This is a genomic window from Staphylococcus sp. 11007852 (assembly GCF_011394325.1).
Classification (GTDB): domain Bacteria; phylum Bacillota; class Bacilli; order Staphylococcales; family Staphylococcaceae; genus Staphylococcus; species Staphylococcus agnetis.
Genome location: NZ_JAANBJ010000022.1, coordinates 19,495 through 40,329 on the forward strand (window position 1 = coordinate 19,495; position 20,835 = coordinate 40,329).

Here is a 20,835-nt window from a genome sequence, read left to right on the forward strand (position 1 = left end):
AAAATTTCAGATAAATCACACAGTTAACCTTTTAATTTAATCTATTACTAATGCGCCATACTTAAAGAAATATAAATATCCCGAGACCTTTTGACCAGTAATTGTCTCTAAAGCTTTTTGATAATATTTCATCTGAACTTGATACTTGTTTTTAAGCTGTTCGCCTACCTGTTCTTCTGTCATGCCTCGACGTCTCACGAAAGCATCTGTTTTATAATCTACAAAATAATGTTTCCCATCTTTAACAAAGACAACATCTATCATCCCTTGTATGATTGCTGCGTCAGTTTCATGCGTGCCTTTTTCCATATCGTGCTGATTTACGATAAAAGGTAATTCACGATACAGCATATCACTTTGTGCAATAGTAAGATATAAATCACTTTGAACAAATCGTTTCACTTCTTCTATGCGTATATCTTTCACTGCATCTTCAGTTATAATGGCACGCATCACGAGTGATTCAATGTATTGCTGTAACGCCTCATCAGAAAGTCTATGCTCATCAAAAGGCAAATGTTGCATCACAGTATGCATTAATGTTCCAATTTCTGATGCTGTACGTTTTTGAGACTCTAAAAACGCGGGACGTTGATATGTTGCAACCCCTAACCGATATTGACGGACACGATCATAATTGGTGTCTGCTTGTTCAGTATCAAGTTGACGCTTTAATTCTGATACGGATTGTTTAGATGCTAAATGCTGCGCGTGTTCATAAGGATATTGGAATAATAGTCGGTTTTCAACCTCTTGGATGAGCGACGCGTTTTGTGTCGCTTGATTCGTCTCTACTTCAAGCGTCTCTAGATTCACCCCTGACACTTCATGTTGTGTTTGTGGTAAGACATCTGATGCTTGAATATGATGCACTGATATTGACGGCGTAAGCGAGGTGTCATTCTCTTGTTCATCTTTAAATCTTAAATCATTAATCAAAGAGGTATTGTGATACTTGCTAAAAATACTGTAAATCAATTCGAAAGGATTCCGTGCATTAAAACGGTATAATGACGTCAACTTGTCATGTGCTATAGAGGCTTGGGTTAAAGCGTTTAACTTAGTTTCTTTTTTCTCTCGACCGATTAAAAAGAGTTGTTCCTTCGCTCGTGTTAATGCGACGTAAATAAGTCTCATTTCCTCGGAAATAATTTCTTTACGATTCACTAATTCTATACTCATTGATATCAACGATGGATAAAACAAACCGTGTGTCTCATCATAATATTGTAGCCCTAAACCTTCATATTGATTTAAAATAACAGGCTGATTTAAATCTGTCATATTAAAGTCACGTGTGAGTCCAGAGTAAATTACAAACGGAAACTCCAATCCTTTACTGCTATGAATGGTCATCATACGCACCACGTTGTCATTAGGACCTATCACATTTTCTTCACCAAAATCTTTCCCACGCTCAATCATTTGATCGATAAAACGAATAAATTGAAATAGACCTCTAAAACTAGATTGTTCAAAATCAACTGCTTTATTAAACAGTCCATGAAGATTCGCACGTCGCCCTTTTCCGCCAATTAAGCCACTAAAATACTGAATTAAATAATGGTCATTGTAAATTTTATCGATTAATTGGTAAACCGGGTGACTTTGACTGTATGTGCGGTACATAGACAAATCATTCATAAATCGCGATAACTTATCAAGTATGTTAGGTTGCGCATCTTCTGATTTCATATAATGTTGGATGGATTGATAAAAATAATCGTCATGCGGTGACACGACTCGAATTTCAGCTAATTCGTCTTCCGTAAATTGATAAATAACAGAACGCATCAAACCAACGAGATAAATATCTTGAAGTGGATTATCAATCACTCTTAGAAACGACAACATTAGCCTTATTTCCGTTTGTTCAAAATAGCCTTGTTTACTATTCACATATAATGGGATATCCCTATCTTTAAATACGTGTTGTAAATTGCGGGCATTACTATAACTTCTCTCTAATATAACGATATCTTTATACGTCGCTGGTCGATACTGCTTCGTTTTCACATCGTATACTTTTTTTGTATTAATGATAGAAGTTACCTGTTCTGCAATTAAATGTGCCTCTTGTTCAGAACCAGTCAAGTCACTGGATTCATCTTCAAGAAGGACATTAAAATGTAAAGGGACATCAGCATCATCAAACGGTGCGCCGTAATATAATCTTGCCGCAGCATCATACTCAATTTCGCCTATTTCAGTATCCATCATATGATGAAATAAGTAATTGGTTGTATTTAAAACTTCTTTACGAGATCTGAAATTTTGAGACAAATCAATGCGCCAACCACTAGACCCATCAGGTTGATTAAACGCTTGATATTTCTCAATAAATAAACTTGGATCTGCTTGTCTAAATTTATAGATAGATTGCTTCACATCACCCACCATGAACAAGTTACCATTTGAGGCATCACCACGTTTAAAACTTGAGATAATTTGCTCTTGCACTCTATTTGTATCTTGATATTCATCGACTAAAATCTCCTCAAATTTTTGTCGGTAAACATCTGCTATTTCTGAAGGTTGCCCCGATGCATCGTATAAAATTTTTAATGCAAAGTGTTCGTAATCTGTAAAATCTAACAGATTGCGTTCGCGTTTGGCTTTGTTAAAAGTCGAAATCACATCTTTAGTTAATTGACTTAAATAACGTACGCGCGGTGCTAAATGCGCAAGTTCATCTACAAGTGCATCATCATCGCGTGCTACAAGTTCATCTTTAACTTTCGACATAAATGATTTAAATTGATCAAAATGCGCTTTAAATGTCTCATACATGTCATTTTGCATCTCATCTTTACCAATGTCTTTAGGTTTCGTAGGCATGCGCCCAATTTCATACGTTTGAAGTTTCTTTTTATTGATTTGTGATTCAGACAAAAGTTGTTGTAACCCACGCCGATGCTCATCTATAAAAACAATGTGTTTATCTAGGTCTCCTAATACTTCTAACTGTGCATATGATTGTTCAATGGCATCTTGAGCTGCCTTTAAGTAAAGCAAACTATATTGATTAATAATGTTCAGATAATGACTTTGCATATGCCGTTCGATATAAGGGGCATCGAGTTGATCCAACCATTTTTCAGGTTCAGGATTGGCGACGCTAAAGTAGTACAAACTTTTAACGATTTGTCTCAAGCGTTCATCATTACGATCCGAGCCGACTTGTTCTGTTAAATCAACGAAGTGTGGGTCAAGTTGCGCATAATGTGCTTCAAAGACTTCATCAATCACCGATTCTAAAAGGAGTACATTTTCAACTTCACTTGCCGTTCGGAAATTGGGGTCTATATTCAAAATATCATAATGTTGTTGAATCAATTTCAAACAAAAACTGTGCAATGTAGAAATTTGAGCTTGATGTATTTTCGCCAATTGATTTTTAATATGTTGATTGGAAGGGTCTTCAAGTGCGGCTTGATGTATACGTGCTTCGATACGATGCTTCATTTCACGCGCACTTAAATTTGTAAATGTTACGACAAGTAAACGGTCTACATCGATACCATCTTTAAGGATGCGTTGAATAATCCGTTCTACTAAAACAGCTGTTTTACCTGATCCTGCTGCTGCAGCTACAAGTACATCTTTACCTTTGGCATAGATACTTTCCCATTGGGCATCCGTCCATTGAACATCTTTGGGCTTTTCAGGTATCGTCATTCATCTTCCTCCTCTCTTAAACAGTCTAACGGATTGATTTTTTCATCTACCGTACGATACTTTGGTGAATCTATTAAGCTATCCACATGACATACTGATTGGTAATTACAAAAACGGCATGGTAGTGTTTCTTTATATTTTAGAGGGGCCACTTCCGTATGACCGTCCATAATATTTGAAGCGATATCTACAAAATTACGTTTATTATGTTGCATTAATTTATAAAGGGTGGCTTCATCCGCCACTTTGCTTGAACTATATGGCTCTCCATTTTTTTTGAGACGAAGTGGTACAACATCCGAACTAAACCCACCTATTAATCGTTTATCGTAGGCTTCAATGACGTCAGGATCACTATTCAATAAGCCACTGAGTTGATACGATTTTAAGAAAGAGGTCGTTAATTTATCTGTACTTAAATCCGACCATGTTCTTTTATCGTCTTTAAATTTATGCACATACATATATAAGAAGCCACCAGGTTTAACATCTGAAGCTAAACCTAATCTTGCTTTGTTTTGTAGTGCGATATCCATGTAGGTCATCATTTGCATTTGAAGCCCATAATACACTTTGACTAAATCTAAAGAAGCGCTCGATGTTGAGGATTTATAATCAATAATATTGATAAAGCTTTTATCATGCGTTTCATACGTATCAATTCGGTCAATTTGTCCTCGAATGTTAATAGGAATACCTTGTCTTGTTTGAAGTGATTGCGCAAACAATTCTTCCTCATTTCTCGGTTTCTTTCTAAATGCCTTTTCAAATGCAATAGGTCTAAATTGCGATTGTTCACTTTGATGTTTTAACGCTTGTAACGTCGCTTGAATGATCGCACCGATGCGTTGTGCTAAATACTGATAATACGACGTTGAGTTGAGTAGATTATATTGCACTTCTGGTAAATAATACGCTAATGCTTCTTCAGTGAGCTGTTGTATTTGTTTAACTGAAAGTTGACTAAATCGACCTTCAACTTTTTCAGCGATATAGCGTAAAACGTCGTGAAAAATGGTACCCAAATCGAAGCTTTGTAATTGATATTTTGAACGTTCATTTAACTTTAACCCGTGTGATGCAAAATGTTTAAATGGACAACTTTGATAGCCTTCGAACCTTGAAACACTCGCATTAATTGTCTTACCGTATAACGCTTGTGTAAGGTTTTGATTAAGGGTTACCGTCTCATTACGATACGTTAATGCTGTTTTCAAATGGTCTAACCCTTGAGATAATGAAGTGTGTGCCGCCATCACAGCATTAACTGCATACCAAGTATCAGAAATGAGCTCGCCTTCTAAAGCTGATTTTAAAGCCTCAAATAAATGCACTTTCGTTTGATGGGGATGTGCAACCAGTGACAACGTGTTACGTTCATGTTCACGTACGATGGATGTTACGTTTAATTGCTGAAATAACTGAATCATATCGTTTAGAAATGGGCTTTTTTCCTTTTCGCTACCGCTACTATCCATAAGACTGTAGCTAAGTGTAAGTGCATGCGTCGCACGTGTCATCGCATGGTAACATACAAACGCCTCATCCATTTGTAAAATATCAGCGGTCGGACTCAACGGCGTATGTGTCACAGCTTCAAAATGTTTTTTCTCATCATCTGATATTAAACTTTTACTAGATAAGGCTTGTGGCATAACACCATCATTCATACCTATCATGTAAATATGTTTTTTATTGTCCACTTTAGCTAAATCCATAGAGCCAACTGTAATTTGATCAAGTGTTTGTGGAATCATTGAAAATTCAAGTTCATTCAAGCCTACATCTAATATTTCTAAAAAACGAGATAATGACATCGCTTGCGTCCCAAATACAGCAACAACATCATCTAATACACGGCTAAAGCCATTCCATATTTGATCTATTTCTTCAGCTTCCGTATGTTTTCCCATTTCATCAAGTATATCGCGTTCAGTCATTAATTGATGTGGCAACTCGAAATTTTCCATTACTTCATAAAATGCTGTTGCATAGTCACATGCATGTTGCCCTTCTGTCAATCGAGATTCAAACGTAAGTAATTTTTCGAAAACATTGTCTTTTAAAGCTATCACACGTTCAAATAACGCACGTGTGTCTTCATTTAACTTTTTATGTTTAATCCCCATTTTTTCAAATTGGTCTATAGTAAAATATTTAGGGTCTAGCCAACGTTTTCCATAGATGCCACGTTCTAAAGCGTAATTTTCGAGTATATCAATGCGATGTAAACTATCATCATATTGACGAGTTAATACATTTGTTTTTAGTAATCGCATTAATGGATCGAATTGCCATGTCGTTTGAATGACTTCGATGAGTGCGCGTAACATTTCCATAACAGGATGATGTGTCATCGATTTTTTAATATCTAAACTATAAGGAATATCAAATTGCGGTAAAATCGCATCTAACAAATAGGGATAGCTAGGATCCCTGTATAAAATGGCAATATCTTTATAACGATAACCTTCTTCACGCACATCTTTTAAAATGCGTCGTGCAATTTCATTGACTTCATCTCGAGTTGTTGGTGACTCTAATATGCGAAGCGACGTAGCGTCCGTTGATGACTGTTCAGGAATTAAAGCATCAAAATGTTTTTCTAAATGTCTTAAAGCATCATTTTGAAATCGATATACTTCATTAAAATATGAGTGCTGCAACGTTACATCTAATTTTGTCGCAATATCCTCTATATGTTGCAACGATTCTGACGGTTTTCGAAACATACTAAATGCATCCATATCTCCGTTGGTCGTCAAACTGATTGTCACTGATTGAGTGTGCTTCACAAGTGCTTCGATTATTTGATATTCTTGTGTTGAAAAGTTGTGAAAACCATCGATATAAATATCTGCGTTCGCTAGCCACGTTGAATTTGGAATCAACTGAATAAATCGATTCATTTGCGCTTCCGGTGTTATAAAAGTATCGGATAAGCGTTGATTGAGTTGATGATAGATGAGGGCAATGTCGTGCAATTTATCTCGTGTACGACGATCAAAAGTTTCATCATTCGAAGCCGCTTCTACCATGTCAGCACTAACGTCGTATTTTTCAAAGTCTTGAATTTGCTCTCTCATTTTCGTGCTAAAGCCGAGATAAGCGGTTTGAGCATGATATAACTTAAGATTTTCTTTTTGTTCTTGTAAAATGTCATACAACATCATTTCAATTGCATTTGTTGACAAGCGTGTTTCATGCACGCCACCCAATTCTTGAAAAACACGGTGGCTCAACCTTTCAAAGTGTAATACTTCTGCACGCATACTCCCTTTTAGAGCACTATCATTTACTAATGCTTGCTCATACAAATACGTCCCTTGCATCGGTGTGATTAGCACGATGGGATCGCCTAATGGTTGTGCTTGTAATTTGTTTTTAATTTCATTTAGAATTGCCGTACTTTTACCCGTTCCTGCACGACCTAGAAATGCACGAAACATGTCCTCACCCCTTTTATTACGTATACATTTACGCTTATTATAGCACTCTCATTTCAATTTGCTCTACCGCACTCATATGAATTCAATATAAAAAGAGCAGGATTAGAAATCATCTTCATTTCTATCCTACTCTCCGACACTTTATCGTATTAATTTTTAGTGTTTTCTGGATTAAAGTTCACTTTAAATTCACTGAAAGGCCAGAATCTTAATGACACTTTCCCTACGATTTGCTTTTTATCGATTAAACCAAACGCGCGACTATCCTTACTCACTTCACGATTGTCACCTAACACAAGATACTTGTCTGCTGGGATTTTGTATTGACCGCCACTATTTGGTAAGTCAGATGATTTAAAAGAACCTGTAATCTCTTCATAATTTTTATGTTTCATATTGTAATCTAAATACGGCTCTGCTGTTTTTTTACCATTCACATATAACACATCATGCTTATATTCAATATGATCTCCTGGAACACCAATAATTCGTTTCACATAATCACTATTTTCATCGGCGTGAAAAACAATGACATTACCACGATCCAAATGACCGAATGTTTTTCCAAGTTTATTTACAATCACACGTTCCCCATCTTTTAACGTCGGGTCCATAGAATCCCCTTTAACATTATAAGGTTTTATCACAAAGGCGTATAACAAGCCTACGATTAATAATGCTAAACCTATGGACACCAACCATTCCATCGTTTCTTTTCTCAATCCTGACACCTCTAGTCCTCTAAATTTAAAGTTATTTTTTCAAATGGATAATAACGAAGTAAAATCGTACCTATTATATCATTTTTACGCACAGTTCCAAATGGTTCGGTATTATGACCTTTCGAATTATGTTGCAATACCACATATTGTCCGGGCGCTATAATATCACTTTCTTGTTGTGATAAACGACGAGATGCCCATGAACCAATATGCAACTGTTCAATGTGCGTATCTTTAACACGTTGATTATCAATATACAATTCATTGTTTTGTATTGCAATAGATTGTCCTGGCTTACCAATAACACGGCCAATTTTAAATTGGTCTTTATTGCGATAAACCACATAATCTTTATAATCAATGGTATTGAGACGTGGCGCAAGTTGATTAATTAAAAAACGATCACCTTGCTGTATCATAGGTGTCCATTGATGCGATGTCACTCGGAACGGTACGATGATAAAAAGAATCATAATGAATATCACTATACAGGCGCAGAACGCAGATATCATATATTTTATACTCTTTTTCAACTGGCGCACCTCTCTAAAATTTAAGTTTATTTATTATACTGTATTTGATTCATGGTGTAATCCAACTTAAGAATGAGAAAGGGAAACGCTAACAACAAAAACAGGCGGTTCATCGACGTTGTTCACGTCAACTTACCCCCTGTATTTTTTTCATTTAATAGTTTACATTCTATAAACGCGCTTCAAGTTCTTTCTTTTTATCTTCAAATCCAGGTTTACCTAATAAAGCAAACATATTTTGTTTGTAAGCTTCCACACCTGGTTGGTTGAAAGGATTTACGCCTAATTGATAGCCACTCATTGCAACTGCTTTTTCAAAGAAGTAAACAAGATAACCATACGTAAACGCATCTAATTGTGGTACTTTAACAACTAAGTTTGGCACGCCACCATCAGTATGCGCAAGTAAAGTCCCTTCAAATGCTTTTGTATTCACATCATCAACCGTTTTACCTGCTAAATAATTCAGTCCATCTAAATCATCTTCATCTTTTTCAATTGTAATGCTGTGTTTCGGTGACTCGACTTTTAATACCGTTTCAAATAAGAAACGACGTCCTTCTTGCACGTATTGACCTAATGAATGTAAGTCTGTCGTAAAGTTCGCACTTGATGGATAAATACCTTTTAAGTCTTTACCTTCAGACTCACCGAATAATTGTTTCCACCATTCATTGAAATATTGTAAAGATGGTTCATAGTTAATGAGCATCTCTGTCGTGTAGCCTTTACTGTATAGAATATTACGGATAGTTGCATATTGATACGCAATATTTTGTGTTACATCATCAGAACTTAATTCTTCACGTGCTGAAGCTGCACCAGACATCATTGCCTCAATATCAATACCTGCAACAGCAATTGGTAAAAGACCTACAGCTGTTAAAACAGAGAAACGACCGCCCACATCATCAGGGACAATAAATGATTCATACCCTTCATTTGTAGCGAGTTGCTTTAAAGCACCTTTTTCTTTATCTGTCGTAGCAAAAATACGCTTCACTGCTTCTTCTTTACCATATTTATCTTCTAATAATTTTTTGAAAAGACGGAATGCGACTGCAGGTTCTGTAGTTGTACCTGATTTAGAAATCACATTCACAGAAAAGTCTTTGCCTTCTAAATAATCAATCAGTTCTTGTGTATATGTTGACGATAAATGATGTCCTGCAAAGATAATTTCAGGCGTATCTTTATCTTTTTTAAATGCTGGTGTTAACATTTCAATTGCTGAACGCGCACCTAAATACGATCCACCAATTCCAATGACAACCAATACGTCAGAATTTGATTTAATTTGTTCCGCTGATTTTTGAATACGAGCAAATTCCGCTTTATCATAATCAACTGGTAAATCGACCCAACCTAAAAAGTCGCTACCTGCTCCTGTGCCCTCGTGAATCGTACGGTGTACGCTTTTAACAAGGTCAGCTTGTTGATCGATTTCGTGTTGCTCAAAGAATGATAACGCTTTTTGATAATCTAATTGAATATGTGTCATGCACTGCGCCTCCTAAATATCTAACTATCGTTATTTTACTAGGATTTTCATACATTTTCAATTTTCAAACATCGTTTATAATGACGATTCGATGACTTTTTATATGTATATTTATTTACATACTTGCATAATAAATCATTTGTGGTATAGTAAGTGCTATACAATTTAACGACATACGTAGGGGGAATAGGAAATGAATAAACAAAAAGTAGTATTAGCATATTCTGGTGGATTGGATACAAGTGTAGCTGTTCAATGGCTTATCGATCAAGGTTATGAGGTTGTAGCATGTTGTTTAGACGTTGGTGAAGGTAAAGATTTAGATGTCGTTTACCAAAAAGCGTTAGATATGGGTGCTATCGAGTCTCATGTTATTGATGCAACAAAAGAATTTAGTGAAGATTACGTTGGTTATGCAATCAAAGGGAACTTAATGTATGAACAAACATATCCATTAGTATCTGCACTATCACGTCCATTGATTTCTAAAAAGTTAGTAGAAATCGCGCATGCGACCAATGCAGACGCGATTGCGCACGGATGTACTGGAAAAGGTAACGATCAAGTACGTTTTGAAGTCGCTATTAAAGCATTGGATCCAAACCTTAAAGTCATCGCACCTGTTAGAGAATGGGGATGGAGTCGTGAAGAAGAAATCGATTATGCAAAAAAACATAATATCCCTGTACCGATTGGCAAAGAATCACCTTATTCTATTGACCAAAACTTATGGGGCCGTAGTAATGAATGTGGTGTTTTAGAAGATCCATTTGTCGCACCGCCTAAAGATGCATTTGATTTAACAAATGAATTAGAAGATACTCCAGATACGCCTGAAGAAATATTAATTACATTTAATAAAGGTATCCCTACTCATATAGATGGAAAAGCTTATGCACTAGATGATCTCATTTTACATTTAAATGAAGTTGCAGGTAAGCATGGTATTGGTCGTATCGATCACATTGAAAATAGACTTGTCGGTATCAAATCACGTGAAGTTTATGAAACACCAGGTGCAGAAGTCATTTTAACTGCACATAAAGCGTTAGAATCCATTACATTAACAAAAGACGTAGCGCATTTTAAACCAATTATTGAAAAACAATTCGCTGAGCAAGTCTATAATGGTTTATGGTTCTCACCTTTAACAGATGCATTGAAAGTATTTGTAGATCAAACGCAACAAAATGTCAAGGGTGAAGTACGTGTGAAATTATTTAAAGGACACGCAATTGCTAATGGAAGAAAATCTGATTACACGTTATACAATGAGCAACTCGCAACATATACGAAGGAAGATGCGTTCAATCAATCATCTGCTGTTGGCTTTATTGATATTTATGGTTTACCTACACAAGTCAACGCAATGCAAAATGGAGGTTATCAAAATGACTAAAAAAGCTTGGGGCGGTCGTTTTGAGGAAAAACCTGAAGCGTGGGTCGATGCATTCAATGCATCGATTCATTTTGATAAAACATTAATTGATGAAGACATTCAGGGGAGCATTGCACATGCTACGATGCTCTACCATCAAAATGTACTGACACAAAAAGAAAGCGAAGCAATCATTAATGGTTTAAAAGCCATTCAAAAAGATTATCACGATGGCAATATTGAATTTCAAACTTCATTAGAAGACATCCATCTCAATATTGAACATGAACTCATTCAACGTATCGGTGCCGTTGGTGGCAAATTGCATACCGGAAGAAGCCGAAACGATCAAGTTGCCACTGACATGCATCTGTATACTAAAAAAGAAGTAAAACAAATCATTGAAGCGATCGAATTGTTTCAAAAAACCATTGTTAACTTAGCAGATGAACATGTCGAAACCATTATGCCTGGTTACACGCATTTACAGCGTGCGCAACCGATATCTTTTGCGCATCATATAATGACGTATTTTTGGATGTTAGAGCGTGATAAAGGACGTTTCAAAGACGCTTTAAAACGTATCGACATTTCCCCTCTTGGGGCAGCAGCTTTAAGTGGTACAACCTATCCTATTGATCGTCACGAAACGCAACAACTTTTAGGTTTTGCGTCGATTTATGAAAACAGTTTAGATGCTGTAAGCGATAGAGATTATATTGTTGAGACGCTGCATGCAATCAGTTTGACTATGGTACACTTATCTCGTTTTGCGGAAGAAATCATCTTTTGGTCATCTGAAGAAGCAAAATTTGTTACACTATCTGATGCATTTTCAACTGGTTCATCTATCATGCCTCAGAAGAAAAACCCTGATATGGCTGAATTAATACGTGGTAAAGTGGGACGAACTACAGGTCATTTAATGAGCTTGTTTATGACTCTAAAAGGTTTACCGCTAGCATATAACAAAGATATGCAGGAAGATAAAGAGGGGCTATTTGATGCAATACACACCCTTAAAGGCTCTTTACGTATCTTCGACGGAATGGTAGGAAGTATGACAGTGAATACCGAACGCTTAACACAAACGGTTAAGTCTGACTTCTCCAACGCCACTGAACTCGCAGATTATCTTGTTGTAAAAGGCATACCATTTAGAGAAGCTCATGAAATCGTAGGTAAAATTGTATTATGGTGCATTCAAAATGAGATGTTTTTATTAGATGTGCCACTTGACGTTTATAAACAACATCATCACGCCATCGATAAAGATATTTATACGTATTTACAACCTGCTGAAGCGGTAAAACGTAGAAAAAGTTATGGTTCTACAGGTCAGGATGCCGTGAAACATCAAATTTCTGTAGCAAAAACTTTGATTTAATATCAATATTATTAAAGCTCCGTTAATGTTAACGGAGCTTTTTTAATTTATTTTTAAGACTTATAATTATTGTTAAATCCTATTGTGTTTGCATATTATATACTATAATTTAAAGGAGCATTACCATAAATATTAAGGAGGATTTATCATGAAGCATTATTCAAAAATAATTATCTCTTCAAGTTTAGTCGCATCTTTAATGATTGGAGGCATCACAATACCTTCTCAAGTTGATGCGGGCTCTTCACAAAGCGCTGCAAATCATAATCAAGCTACTCCTTTATCTCCAAGTGTACATAACGTCTTAAACAAAAAACATGTAACAATTGGTCACCGTGGTGCCAGTGGTTATGCACCAGAACATACCATCCCTTCATATGATAAAAGTATCAATGAAATGGGTTCTGACTTTTTAGAAATCGATTTACAAATGACTAAAGATGGGCACCTCGTTGCCATGCATGATGAAACAGTTGATCGTACAACGAATGGTACAGGTCGTGTTGATCAATTAACACTTGCTCAATTAAAACAGTTAGACGCAGGCAGTTGGTTTAATCAAGCTCATCCTGAATATAAAAATCCAAAATATGTTGGCCAAAAAGTACTTACACTCGATGAAATTTTTAAATGCTACGGTAAGCGTACGAATTTCTACATTGAAACAAAATCCCCTGAAGTCTATCCAGGTATGGAAGAAAAATTATTACAAACTATGCATAAATATCGTTTAGATAAGAAAAACTTTCTTACTAATGGTAAAGTTGTCATTCAATCATTTTCACAAGCAAGTTTACAAAAAACGCACAAACTCAATCCGAACATTCCACTTATTCAATTGACAGATGTAGGTCAATTAACAGCGATGACGGATAAAGATTTACAAACAGTAAAACAGTATGCTGTTGGTATTGGTCCTGACTATCATGACTTAAATGCGCAAAACACGAAACATTTAAGAGACTTAGGTTTCTATATTCACCCTTATACCGTTAATACAGTACCAGACATGAAACGCTTAAATCAATATGGCGTAACAGGCGTATTCACTAACTATCCTGATTTATACAGTAACCTTATTAAACATTAATATTATGATGTTTTCACAAGCAACTTCATTTTTAGTATATGCTTCCACAAATGTTTGCTTAAAAAGCGATTTATTGACAAAAAAAACCGCAAAGTGGTTCTCTCCACTTTGCGGTTTTCACATGTATTATGCCCAACCACGGTAACGAGCTGCTTCTGCAGTGCGCTTAATGCCAACAATGTATGCTGCCAAACGCATATCGATTTTACGATTTTGGGATAAGTTATAAATTGTATCAAAAGCAGTAATTAATTTTTCACGAAGTTTTTCATTCACTTCTTCTTCTGTCCAATAGTAACCTGTATTATTTTGAACCCATTCGAAATAAGATACTGTAACGCCACCAGCACTTGCTAACACGTCTGGAACAAGTAATACGCCGCGGTCAGTTAATATTTTAGTTGCTTCAGGTGTTGTAGGACCATTTGCAGCCTCTACAACAATCTCGGCTTTAATATCATTAGCATTATCAGCAGTGATTTGATTTGCAATCGCCGCTGGTACTAAGATGTCACAATCAAGTTCAAATAATTCTTTATTTGAGATGGTATCTTCGAATAAGTTAGTCACGGTACCAAAACTATCACGGCGATCAAGTAAATAATCTATGTCTAAACCTTCTGGGTCGTGTAATGCACCATAAGCATCTGAAATTCCTACAATTTTAGCCCCTTGATCATATAGGAATTTAGCTAGGAAACTACCTGCATTACCGAATCCTTGTATTACGATACGTGAATCTTTAATTGTTTTACCACGACGTTTTGCAGCTTCTTCGATTGCAATAACAACACCTAAAGCTGTTGAACGGTCACGTCCTTGTGAACCACCAAGCACAATCGGTTTCCCTGTGATAAAACCAGGAGAGTTAAATTCGTCCATTTGACTGTATTCATCCATCATCCATGCCATGATTTGAGAATTTGTAAATACGTCAGGTGCTGGAATATCTTTAGTCGGTCCAACAATTTGTGAAATTGCACGTACGTACCCTCTTGACAGACGTTCAACTTCATGAATGCTCATTTGACGTGGGTCACATACAATACCGCCTTTACCACCGCCATATGGTAAGTTGACGATACCACATTTTAAAGTCATCCACATAGAAAGTGCTTTTACTTCTTCTTCATCAACATCTGGATGGAAACGTACCCCACCTTTTGTAGGTCCTACAGCATCATTATGTTGCGCACGGTACCCTGTAAAAGTTTTTACCGTTCCATCATCCATTTTCACCGGAATACGAACTGTTAAAAATCTCAAAGGTTCTTTAATCAACTCATACATACCATCGTCGAAACCCAATTTATGCATTGCTTCTTTAATGATACCTTGAGTTGACGTCACTAGATTGTTTTTTTCAGCCATGATCCATTTCGCCTCTTTTTCCTACTTTGTTTTCGCTTACATAAGTCATTGTAACATAAGCAATACTTTTTTAAAGCCTTTTAGGTCTAGTATAAAAGTATAAAAAATAGTTATTATATCAATGGAATTTTAAAAAAATTCCATTATGCAAACAAATGTTATTTAGATTCTGCAAATACTTTTTTCACTTTATCAATGGCATAATCAAGCTCTTCTTTAGTAATGACTAAAGGTGGTGCGAAACGAATCACGGTATCATGTGTTTCTTTACATAAAATACCTTCTTCTTTAAGGCGTTCACAATATGGTCGCGCATTTTCATTTAATTCAACACCAATAAATAAGCCACGTCCACGTACTTCTTTAATGGATGGATGATCAATGTCTAATAATGCATTTTTAAAATATTCTCCAAGTTCTTGTGAACGTCCTGGTAAATCTTCATCCACGATAACATCTAACGCAGCAATGGATGCCGCACATGCCAGTGGGTTACCTCCAAATGTTGAACCGTGTGAGCCTGGTGTAAAGACGTCTAGCACTTCTTTGTCAGCAAGTACAACAGAAATCGGGAATACGCCACCACCTAATGCTTTTCCTAAAATATAAATATCAGGTTTTACTTCATCCCAGTCTGTCGCAAATAACTTACCTGTACGGCCTAAACCTGCCTGAATTTCATCAGCAATAAATAAAACATTATGTTCATCACATAATTCACGTACTTGTTTTAAATAACCTTTAGGAGGAATATTAATGCCTGCCTCACCTTGTATAGGCTCAATTAAAACTGCAGCCGTGTTCTCATTAATCACTTCTTTTAATTGTTCAATATTTCCAAATTCAACATTTGTGAATCCTTCTAAAAGCGGACCATAACCACGTTGATATTCTTTTTCAGAGGACAATGACACTGGTGCCATCGTACGGCCATGGAAGTTTCCAACCATTGCTACGATTTCAGCATCGTTCGGTTTAATACCCTTAACATCATACGCCCAACGACGTGCAGCTTTTAATGCTGTTTCAACCGCTTCTGCACCCGTGTTCATTGGTAGTGCCTTTTCTTTACCTGAAAGCTTACAAATTTTTTCATACCATTCGCCTAAGTTTGCACTGTGGAATGCACGAGACACAAGCGTTACTTTATCCGCTTGGTCTTTAAGTGCTTGAATAATTTTTGGATGACGGTGACCTTGGTTCACTGCAGAGTAAGCAGCGAGCATATCCATATATTTATTGCCTTCTGGATCCTTCACCCATACACCTTCAGCTTCTGAAATCACAATTGGGAGTGGCAAGTAGTTATGTGCACCATAATGATTTGTAAGTTCGATAATTTGTTCTGATTGATTCGTCACTTTAAACGCCCCTTTTTTAATTAATAAAAGGGTAAACCAACCTATTTAACGAAACAAAACACCCATTTCACTGTTTTGATCGAATATATGATGGCTTACCCTACCTTAAAAACATAAAGTATTACATCGCCAAATGGTTATCAACAAACGCTATCGTCTATATAACGTAATTGTACCTTAAGCACACATTGAGACTTTATGCGTATCGTATTCAATTTAGTAATTTTATAAATGTTCAGAAACTGTACGACCTTGCATGTGAAGTACTAAATAGTCTGGTCCACCAGCTTTAGAGTCTGTACCTGACATTTTGAATCCACCAAATGGTTGGTAACCTACTACAGCACCTGTACATCCACGGTTAAAGTATAAATTACCTACCATGAAGTCACGGCGTGCTTGTTCTAATTTCATACGATTATTAGAAATAACTGCACCTGTTAAACCATATTCAGTATCATTTGCGACATCAATCGCTTCATCAAAATCTTTAACTTTAGTAAATCCAACAACCGGACCAAAAATTTCTTCTTGCATAATACGTGAGTTAGGATCTAAGTCTGCGATAACTGTTGGATGAACGAAATTACCTTTTTCTTCATCAGTATTGCCACCTGTTACAATACGACCTTCTTCTTTACCAATTTCAATGTATTTTTTGATTTTATCTAAAGATTTTTGGTCAATTACAGGACCTACATATGTGTCTGGTTCTGCAGCATTACCAACTTTAATTTTTTCAGTTTCAGCTTTAACACGCTCTAATAACTCATCATAAATGTCTTGGTGCGCAATAACACGTGAACATGCAGAACATTTTTGACCTGAGAAGCCAAACGCTGAATAAACAATCGCATCTGTAGCCACTTGTAAATCTGCTTCATTGTCAACAATGATCGCGTCTTTACCACCCATTTCAGCAATTACACGTTTAATATGGTTTTGACCTTCTTGGATAACGGCTGCTTTTTGAATAATTTCTTTACCAACGTTTTTAGAGCCAGTAAATGAAATTAAGCCTACATCTTTATTTTCAATTAAGAAGTCACCAATTTCACTAGATGAACCAGGGATCCAGTTCACAACGCCTTTAGGTAGACCTGCTTCTTCTAAAACTTCCATAAATTTATATGAAATAATCGGTGTATTTGAAGATGGTTTCAATAGTACAGTATTTCCTGTTACAACTGGTGCAGCTGTTGTTCCAGCCATGATTGCATAAGCAAAGTTCCATGGTGAAATTACAACACTCACACCGACTGGTAAATAATCAAATTGATTGTATTCACCTGGACGGCTATTTACTTTTTTTCCATCTTTAAGTTCAAGCATTTGGCGACCATAATATTCCATAAAGTCGATTGCTTCTGCTGTATCTGCATCCGCTTCTTTCCATGGTTTACCGCCTTCTTTAGACAATAAAGCTGAAAATTCATGCTTACGCTTACGTGTAATTTCAGCAGCACGGAATAAAATGTTAGCGCGTACTTTAGGATCTACTGTTCTCCATGATTTGAATGCCTCTTTCGCAGCATCTAACGCCTTTTGTGCATGTTCTTTTGAAGCTTTTGAAACGTAACCAATCGTTTCTTCACGGTTAGATGGGTTATACACACGAGTTTTATCGTCCGTATATACACGTTCTCCACCAATAATTAAAGGATACTCTTGACCTAATTCACTCTCTACCTTTTCTAGAGCGCGGAAATAAGCTTCGCGATTCTCCTCTTTTGTAAAATCTGTAAATGGTTCGTGTTTATATGGAATCATTTATAAATCCTCCCTTGTTTAATTTGAGAAAGCACTTATCATTATCATGACATATCGCAACTAGGATGTAAAAGATTTTTTCAGGCTATACTGAATTATCGCAATTTTTACGATGTGATATCTCTTTAATACACTAAAGCGAGTAATCTGCTCGAATTGAAGCGCTTTCATTTACAAGCATTATAGCGTTTAATGCTTGTAAATTCAACCACTTTAAAGGTGTAAATTTAGACCGTCATTAAAATACAATTGTGGTAAATAGCAACTTTACATCAATTGTATATTTCCTTCTATACAAACATTTAGATAGTTATATAAAACTGATTAAATAGGTTGCTTTTTATGTAATATTCTACATATATACTTTCGTGTGTAATGCTATACTAAAATAGCGAATTGTACACGTAATCATTTCATTATAAATAATTGAATTAACTTCATTTTTCTAAACATTCTTTAGCAATTCATACTTTTATAGGCTTTTGAGATTCATATAGGATAGGTCATTCAAGATAAAAAAAGAAGCGGAAACATCATGTTCCACTTCTTTTTATTCGGCTTCGTCTTGCATCCGTCGCTTTGACTGTTTCACCCAATATGGTAAGCGTTCTTTTAAAGTTTGAAACCCATACGTTTCGGTCTCTTTTATCTCGTCCAATACTGAACGTTTTTCTTTTTTACGCTCATAATTTTTAAAATAATCATTGTCTTTTAAAGACAAATTCAGCTTTCCTGATTCATCAATTGAAATGATTTTAGCTTTTACCGTTTGACCTTGTGATAAAAGTTTTTTTAAATTATGCACATAATCATCCATAACTTCTGAAATATGAATTAATCCTTCAGTATTGTCAGGGGTTTCAACGAAAGCACCGTAGGGTTGAATACCAGTCACACGTACTTTTATGTGTTGACCAACACGATACTGTTTTTTCAACATGCATAACCCCTTATTAATTTTGAACTTCAACAGTATCATCATAGCACATATTTTTTTAGAATCATAACTATAAATCGTTAATAACAAATTCCGTTATAAAAGTCTCATGTTGCAATGACTTTTTAATGGTTCAACCATTTTTTTCAATTACGATTTCGCGTTCTTTACTCGTTTTAATGTCCAGCCATCCAAGGTCTTCCCTGAGTTGCTTGCTGTGTTGCCTTCTTCGCAATAGCCTCTTTTTTAACGATTTTTGGTTGTTGACCTTGTTCTATACGTTTTTTTAAATTTGCATCTAACCGATATGTTTGAAAGGCTTGAAATTGTCTTTGGGCATACGTATTACATGACGGACAACAATAAACATCATGATTGTCATGTATCGATTGACGAACAGTAAATGGACCGCACGTTGGACAACAATACGTATAATTTGGCATTAATCTTCATCCATTTCTGGGAGGACCCCTGTTTTAAATATCTCTCTAGGGATAGCAATGGTACAACATGCGTTCGGTACATCTACAATCCCGGCTACAGTACCTTGAACAGGCGCAGTACCTAATAACATATACGCTTGTTCACCTGTAAAACCACGCGTTTTCAAAAATTCAATCGCATTTAAACATGCATTTCGATAAGCTGTATTCGCATCTAAGTATGTTTGTTTCCCGTTAAATTCATTGACAGAAATACCCTCAAATACAATATAATCCGTGTAATTTGGCATAACAGGTCCTGGATTAAATGCTGGATTTTTCTTTATATTATATTTTTCCATTCCATTTTTGATGACATTCACACGTAAATCAATCCATCCAGGCATCTCTATACCGCCACAAAATGTGATTTCACCGTCTCCTTGTGAAAAGTGCAAATCACCAACCGACAATTTAGCCCCTTCAACAAATACTGGAAAATAAATACGTGATCCTTTAGATAAATTTTTTATATCACAATTCCCACCATTTTCACGTGGTGGAACAGTACGTGCGCCTTCTTTTGCAACACGTTCAAAATCTTTTCCTTTCAGAGTTCCTAAAACCGCAGCATCGGCTGTAGGAAGGTTAGCCAATACAGGTTCGCGATTGGGATCAGTATCAACAAGTGCGCGCTCACGTTTATTCCATTCATTTAACATGTCTTGTGATGGTGCCACACCAATCAGTCCCGGGTGGATAATCCCTGCAAATTCAACGCCAGGTACATGACGACTTGTTGCATAAATGCCATTGAAGTCCCATATAGATTTTTGTGCATTAGGATAGTGATCTACTAAAAAACTTCCGCCATTCGTTTTGTCGAAAATGCCGTTAAAGCCCCATTCATGTTCCGGAAAGGTGCCAATGTCTAAAATATCAACAACGAGTAAATCGCCTGGTTGAACCTGATTCACATAAACTGGTCCACTCAACACATGCACACGATTTAAATTGACCGTTTTAATATCATTAGGATTATCGTCATTAGAAATTTGACCATCTGTCCAATCTAAACACTCCATTCGAAACGCTTCACCAGGATTTACTGAAAATGCTGCTGGAATATCTGGATGCCATCTGTTATGACCCGGATGTACTTGCTCATCCATTTTTTTATTTAAATCAACACTAAATAACGTTTTCGGCATACATACGCCCCCTTATAATGTGATA

Annotated in this window: 14 protein-coding genes; 3 read left to right on the forward strand and 11 right to left on the reverse strand. The window is 36.1% G+C overall.

Annotation, left to right across the window (positions count from 1 at the left end; all coding sequences use genetic code 11):
- Nucleotides 1-36: 36 nt before the first annotated feature.
- The 5 genes from addA to G8Y85_RS05990 all read right to left on the reverse strand — a co-directional run bounded on the left by addA (nucleotide 37) and on the right by G8Y85_RS05990 (nucleotide 9,883).
- Nucleotides 37-3,678 (reverse strand): helicase-exonuclease AddAB subunit AddA, encoded by a 3,642-nt coding sequence (gene addA, locus G8Y85_RS05970; protein ID WP_165805564.1) that lies wholly within the window; start codon nucleotides 3,676-3,678, stop codon nucleotides 37-39.
- Nucleotides 3,675-7,127, reverse strand: coding sequence for a helicase-exonuclease AddAB subunit AddB (gene addB, locus G8Y85_RS05975; RefSeq protein WP_103345743.1), 3,453 nt, complete (start codon nucleotides 7,125-7,127; stop codon nucleotides 3,675-3,677). Before addB ends, addA begins: the two co-directional genes overlap by 4 nt.
- A 149-nt stretch (nucleotides 7,128-7,276) precedes the next feature.
- The gene (gene lepB, locus G8Y85_RS05980) at nucleotides 7,277-7,849 is read right to left on the reverse strand and encodes a signal peptidase I (RefSeq protein WP_037566865.1); all 573 of its coding nucleotides are present in this window, start codon (nucleotides 7,847-7,849) and stop codon (nucleotides 7,277-7,279) included.
- 11 nt (nucleotides 7,850-7,860) lie between these two features.
- The gene (lepB, locus tag G8Y85_RS05985) at nucleotides 7,861-8,361 is read right to left on the reverse strand and encodes a signal peptidase I (RefSeq protein WP_082624710.1); all 501 of its coding nucleotides are present in this window, start codon (nucleotides 8,359-8,361) and stop codon (nucleotides 7,861-7,863) included.
- 190 nt (nucleotides 8,362-8,551) lie between these two features.
- Nucleotides 8,552-9,883, reverse strand: coding sequence for a glucose-6-phosphate isomerase (locus G8Y85_RS05990; RefSeq protein ID WP_037566821.1), 1,332 nt, complete (start codon nucleotides 9,881-9,883; stop codon nucleotides 8,552-8,554).
- A 193-nt stretch (nucleotides 9,884-10,076) separates the two neighbouring features.
- On the opposite strand from G8Y85_RS05990, the gene G8Y85_RS05995 reads away from it, so the two are divergent.
- The 3 genes from G8Y85_RS05995 to G8Y85_RS06005 all read left to right on the forward strand — a co-directional run bounded on the left by G8Y85_RS05995 (nucleotide 10,077) and on the right by G8Y85_RS06005 (nucleotide 13,738).
- Complete coding sequence (locus G8Y85_RS05995) at nucleotides 10,077-11,282, forward strand: argininosuccinate synthase (protein ID WP_165805565.1); 1,206 nt, start codon at nucleotides 10,077-10,079, stop codon at nucleotides 11,280-11,282.
- Nucleotides 11,275-12,648, forward strand: coding sequence for an argininosuccinate lyase (gene argH / locus G8Y85_RS06000; protein ID WP_103345745.1), 1,374 nt, complete (start codon nucleotides 11,275-11,277; stop codon nucleotides 12,646-12,648). The genes G8Y85_RS05995 and argH overlap by 8 nt, the downstream gene beginning before the upstream one ends.
- A gap of 148 nt (nucleotides 12,649-12,796) precedes the next feature.
- Nucleotides 12,797-13,738 (forward strand): glycerophosphodiester phosphodiesterase, encoded by a 942-nt coding sequence (locus G8Y85_RS06005; protein WP_165805566.1) that lies wholly within the window; start codon nucleotides 12,797-12,799, stop codon nucleotides 13,736-13,738.
- A 126-nt stretch (nucleotides 13,739-13,864) separates the two neighbouring features.
- On the opposite strand, the gene G8Y85_RS06010 is transcribed toward G8Y85_RS06005, so the two are convergent.
- The 6 genes from G8Y85_RS06010 to fmdA form a co-directional block, all read right to left on the reverse strand.
- Complete coding sequence (locus G8Y85_RS06010) at nucleotides 13,865-15,109, reverse strand: Glu/Leu/Phe/Val family dehydrogenase (RefSeq protein WP_037566815.1); 1,245 nt, start codon at nucleotides 15,107-15,109, stop codon at nucleotides 13,865-13,867.
- Nucleotides 15,110-15,267: 158 nt separating this feature from the next.
- Nucleotides 15,268-16,470, reverse strand: coding sequence for an ornithine--oxo-acid transaminase (locus G8Y85_RS06015; RefSeq protein ID WP_037566813.1), 1,203 nt, complete (start codon nucleotides 16,468-16,470; stop codon nucleotides 15,268-15,270).
- A gap of 225 nt (nucleotides 16,471-16,695) precedes the next feature.
- On the reverse strand, nucleotides 16,696-18,240 hold the full coding sequence (gene pruA, locus G8Y85_RS06020; protein WP_037566811.1) for an L-glutamate gamma-semialdehyde dehydrogenase: 1,545 nt from the start codon (nucleotides 18,238-18,240) through the stop codon (nucleotides 16,696-16,698).
- Nucleotides 18,241-18,790: 550 nt separating this feature from the next.
- Nucleotides 18,791-19,180 (reverse strand): S1 domain-containing post-transcriptional regulator Ygs, encoded by a 390-nt coding sequence (gene ygs, locus G8Y85_RS06025; RefSeq protein ID WP_037566809.1) that lies wholly within the window; start codon nucleotides 19,178-19,180, stop codon nucleotides 18,791-18,793.
- 173 nt (nucleotides 19,181-19,353) lie between these two features.
- On the reverse strand, nucleotides 19,354-19,620 hold the full coding sequence (locus G8Y85_RS06030; RefSeq protein WP_037566807.1) for an FmdB family zinc ribbon protein: 267 nt from the start codon (nucleotides 19,618-19,620) through the stop codon (nucleotides 19,354-19,356).
- Nucleotides 19,620-20,810 (reverse strand): formamidase, encoded by a 1,191-nt coding sequence (fmdA, locus tag G8Y85_RS06035; RefSeq protein ID WP_165805567.1) that lies wholly within the window; start codon nucleotides 20,808-20,810, stop codon nucleotides 19,620-19,622. The genes G8Y85_RS06030 and fmdA overlap by 1 nt, the downstream gene beginning before the upstream one ends.
- Nucleotides 20,811-20,835 lie beyond the last annotated feature (25 nt).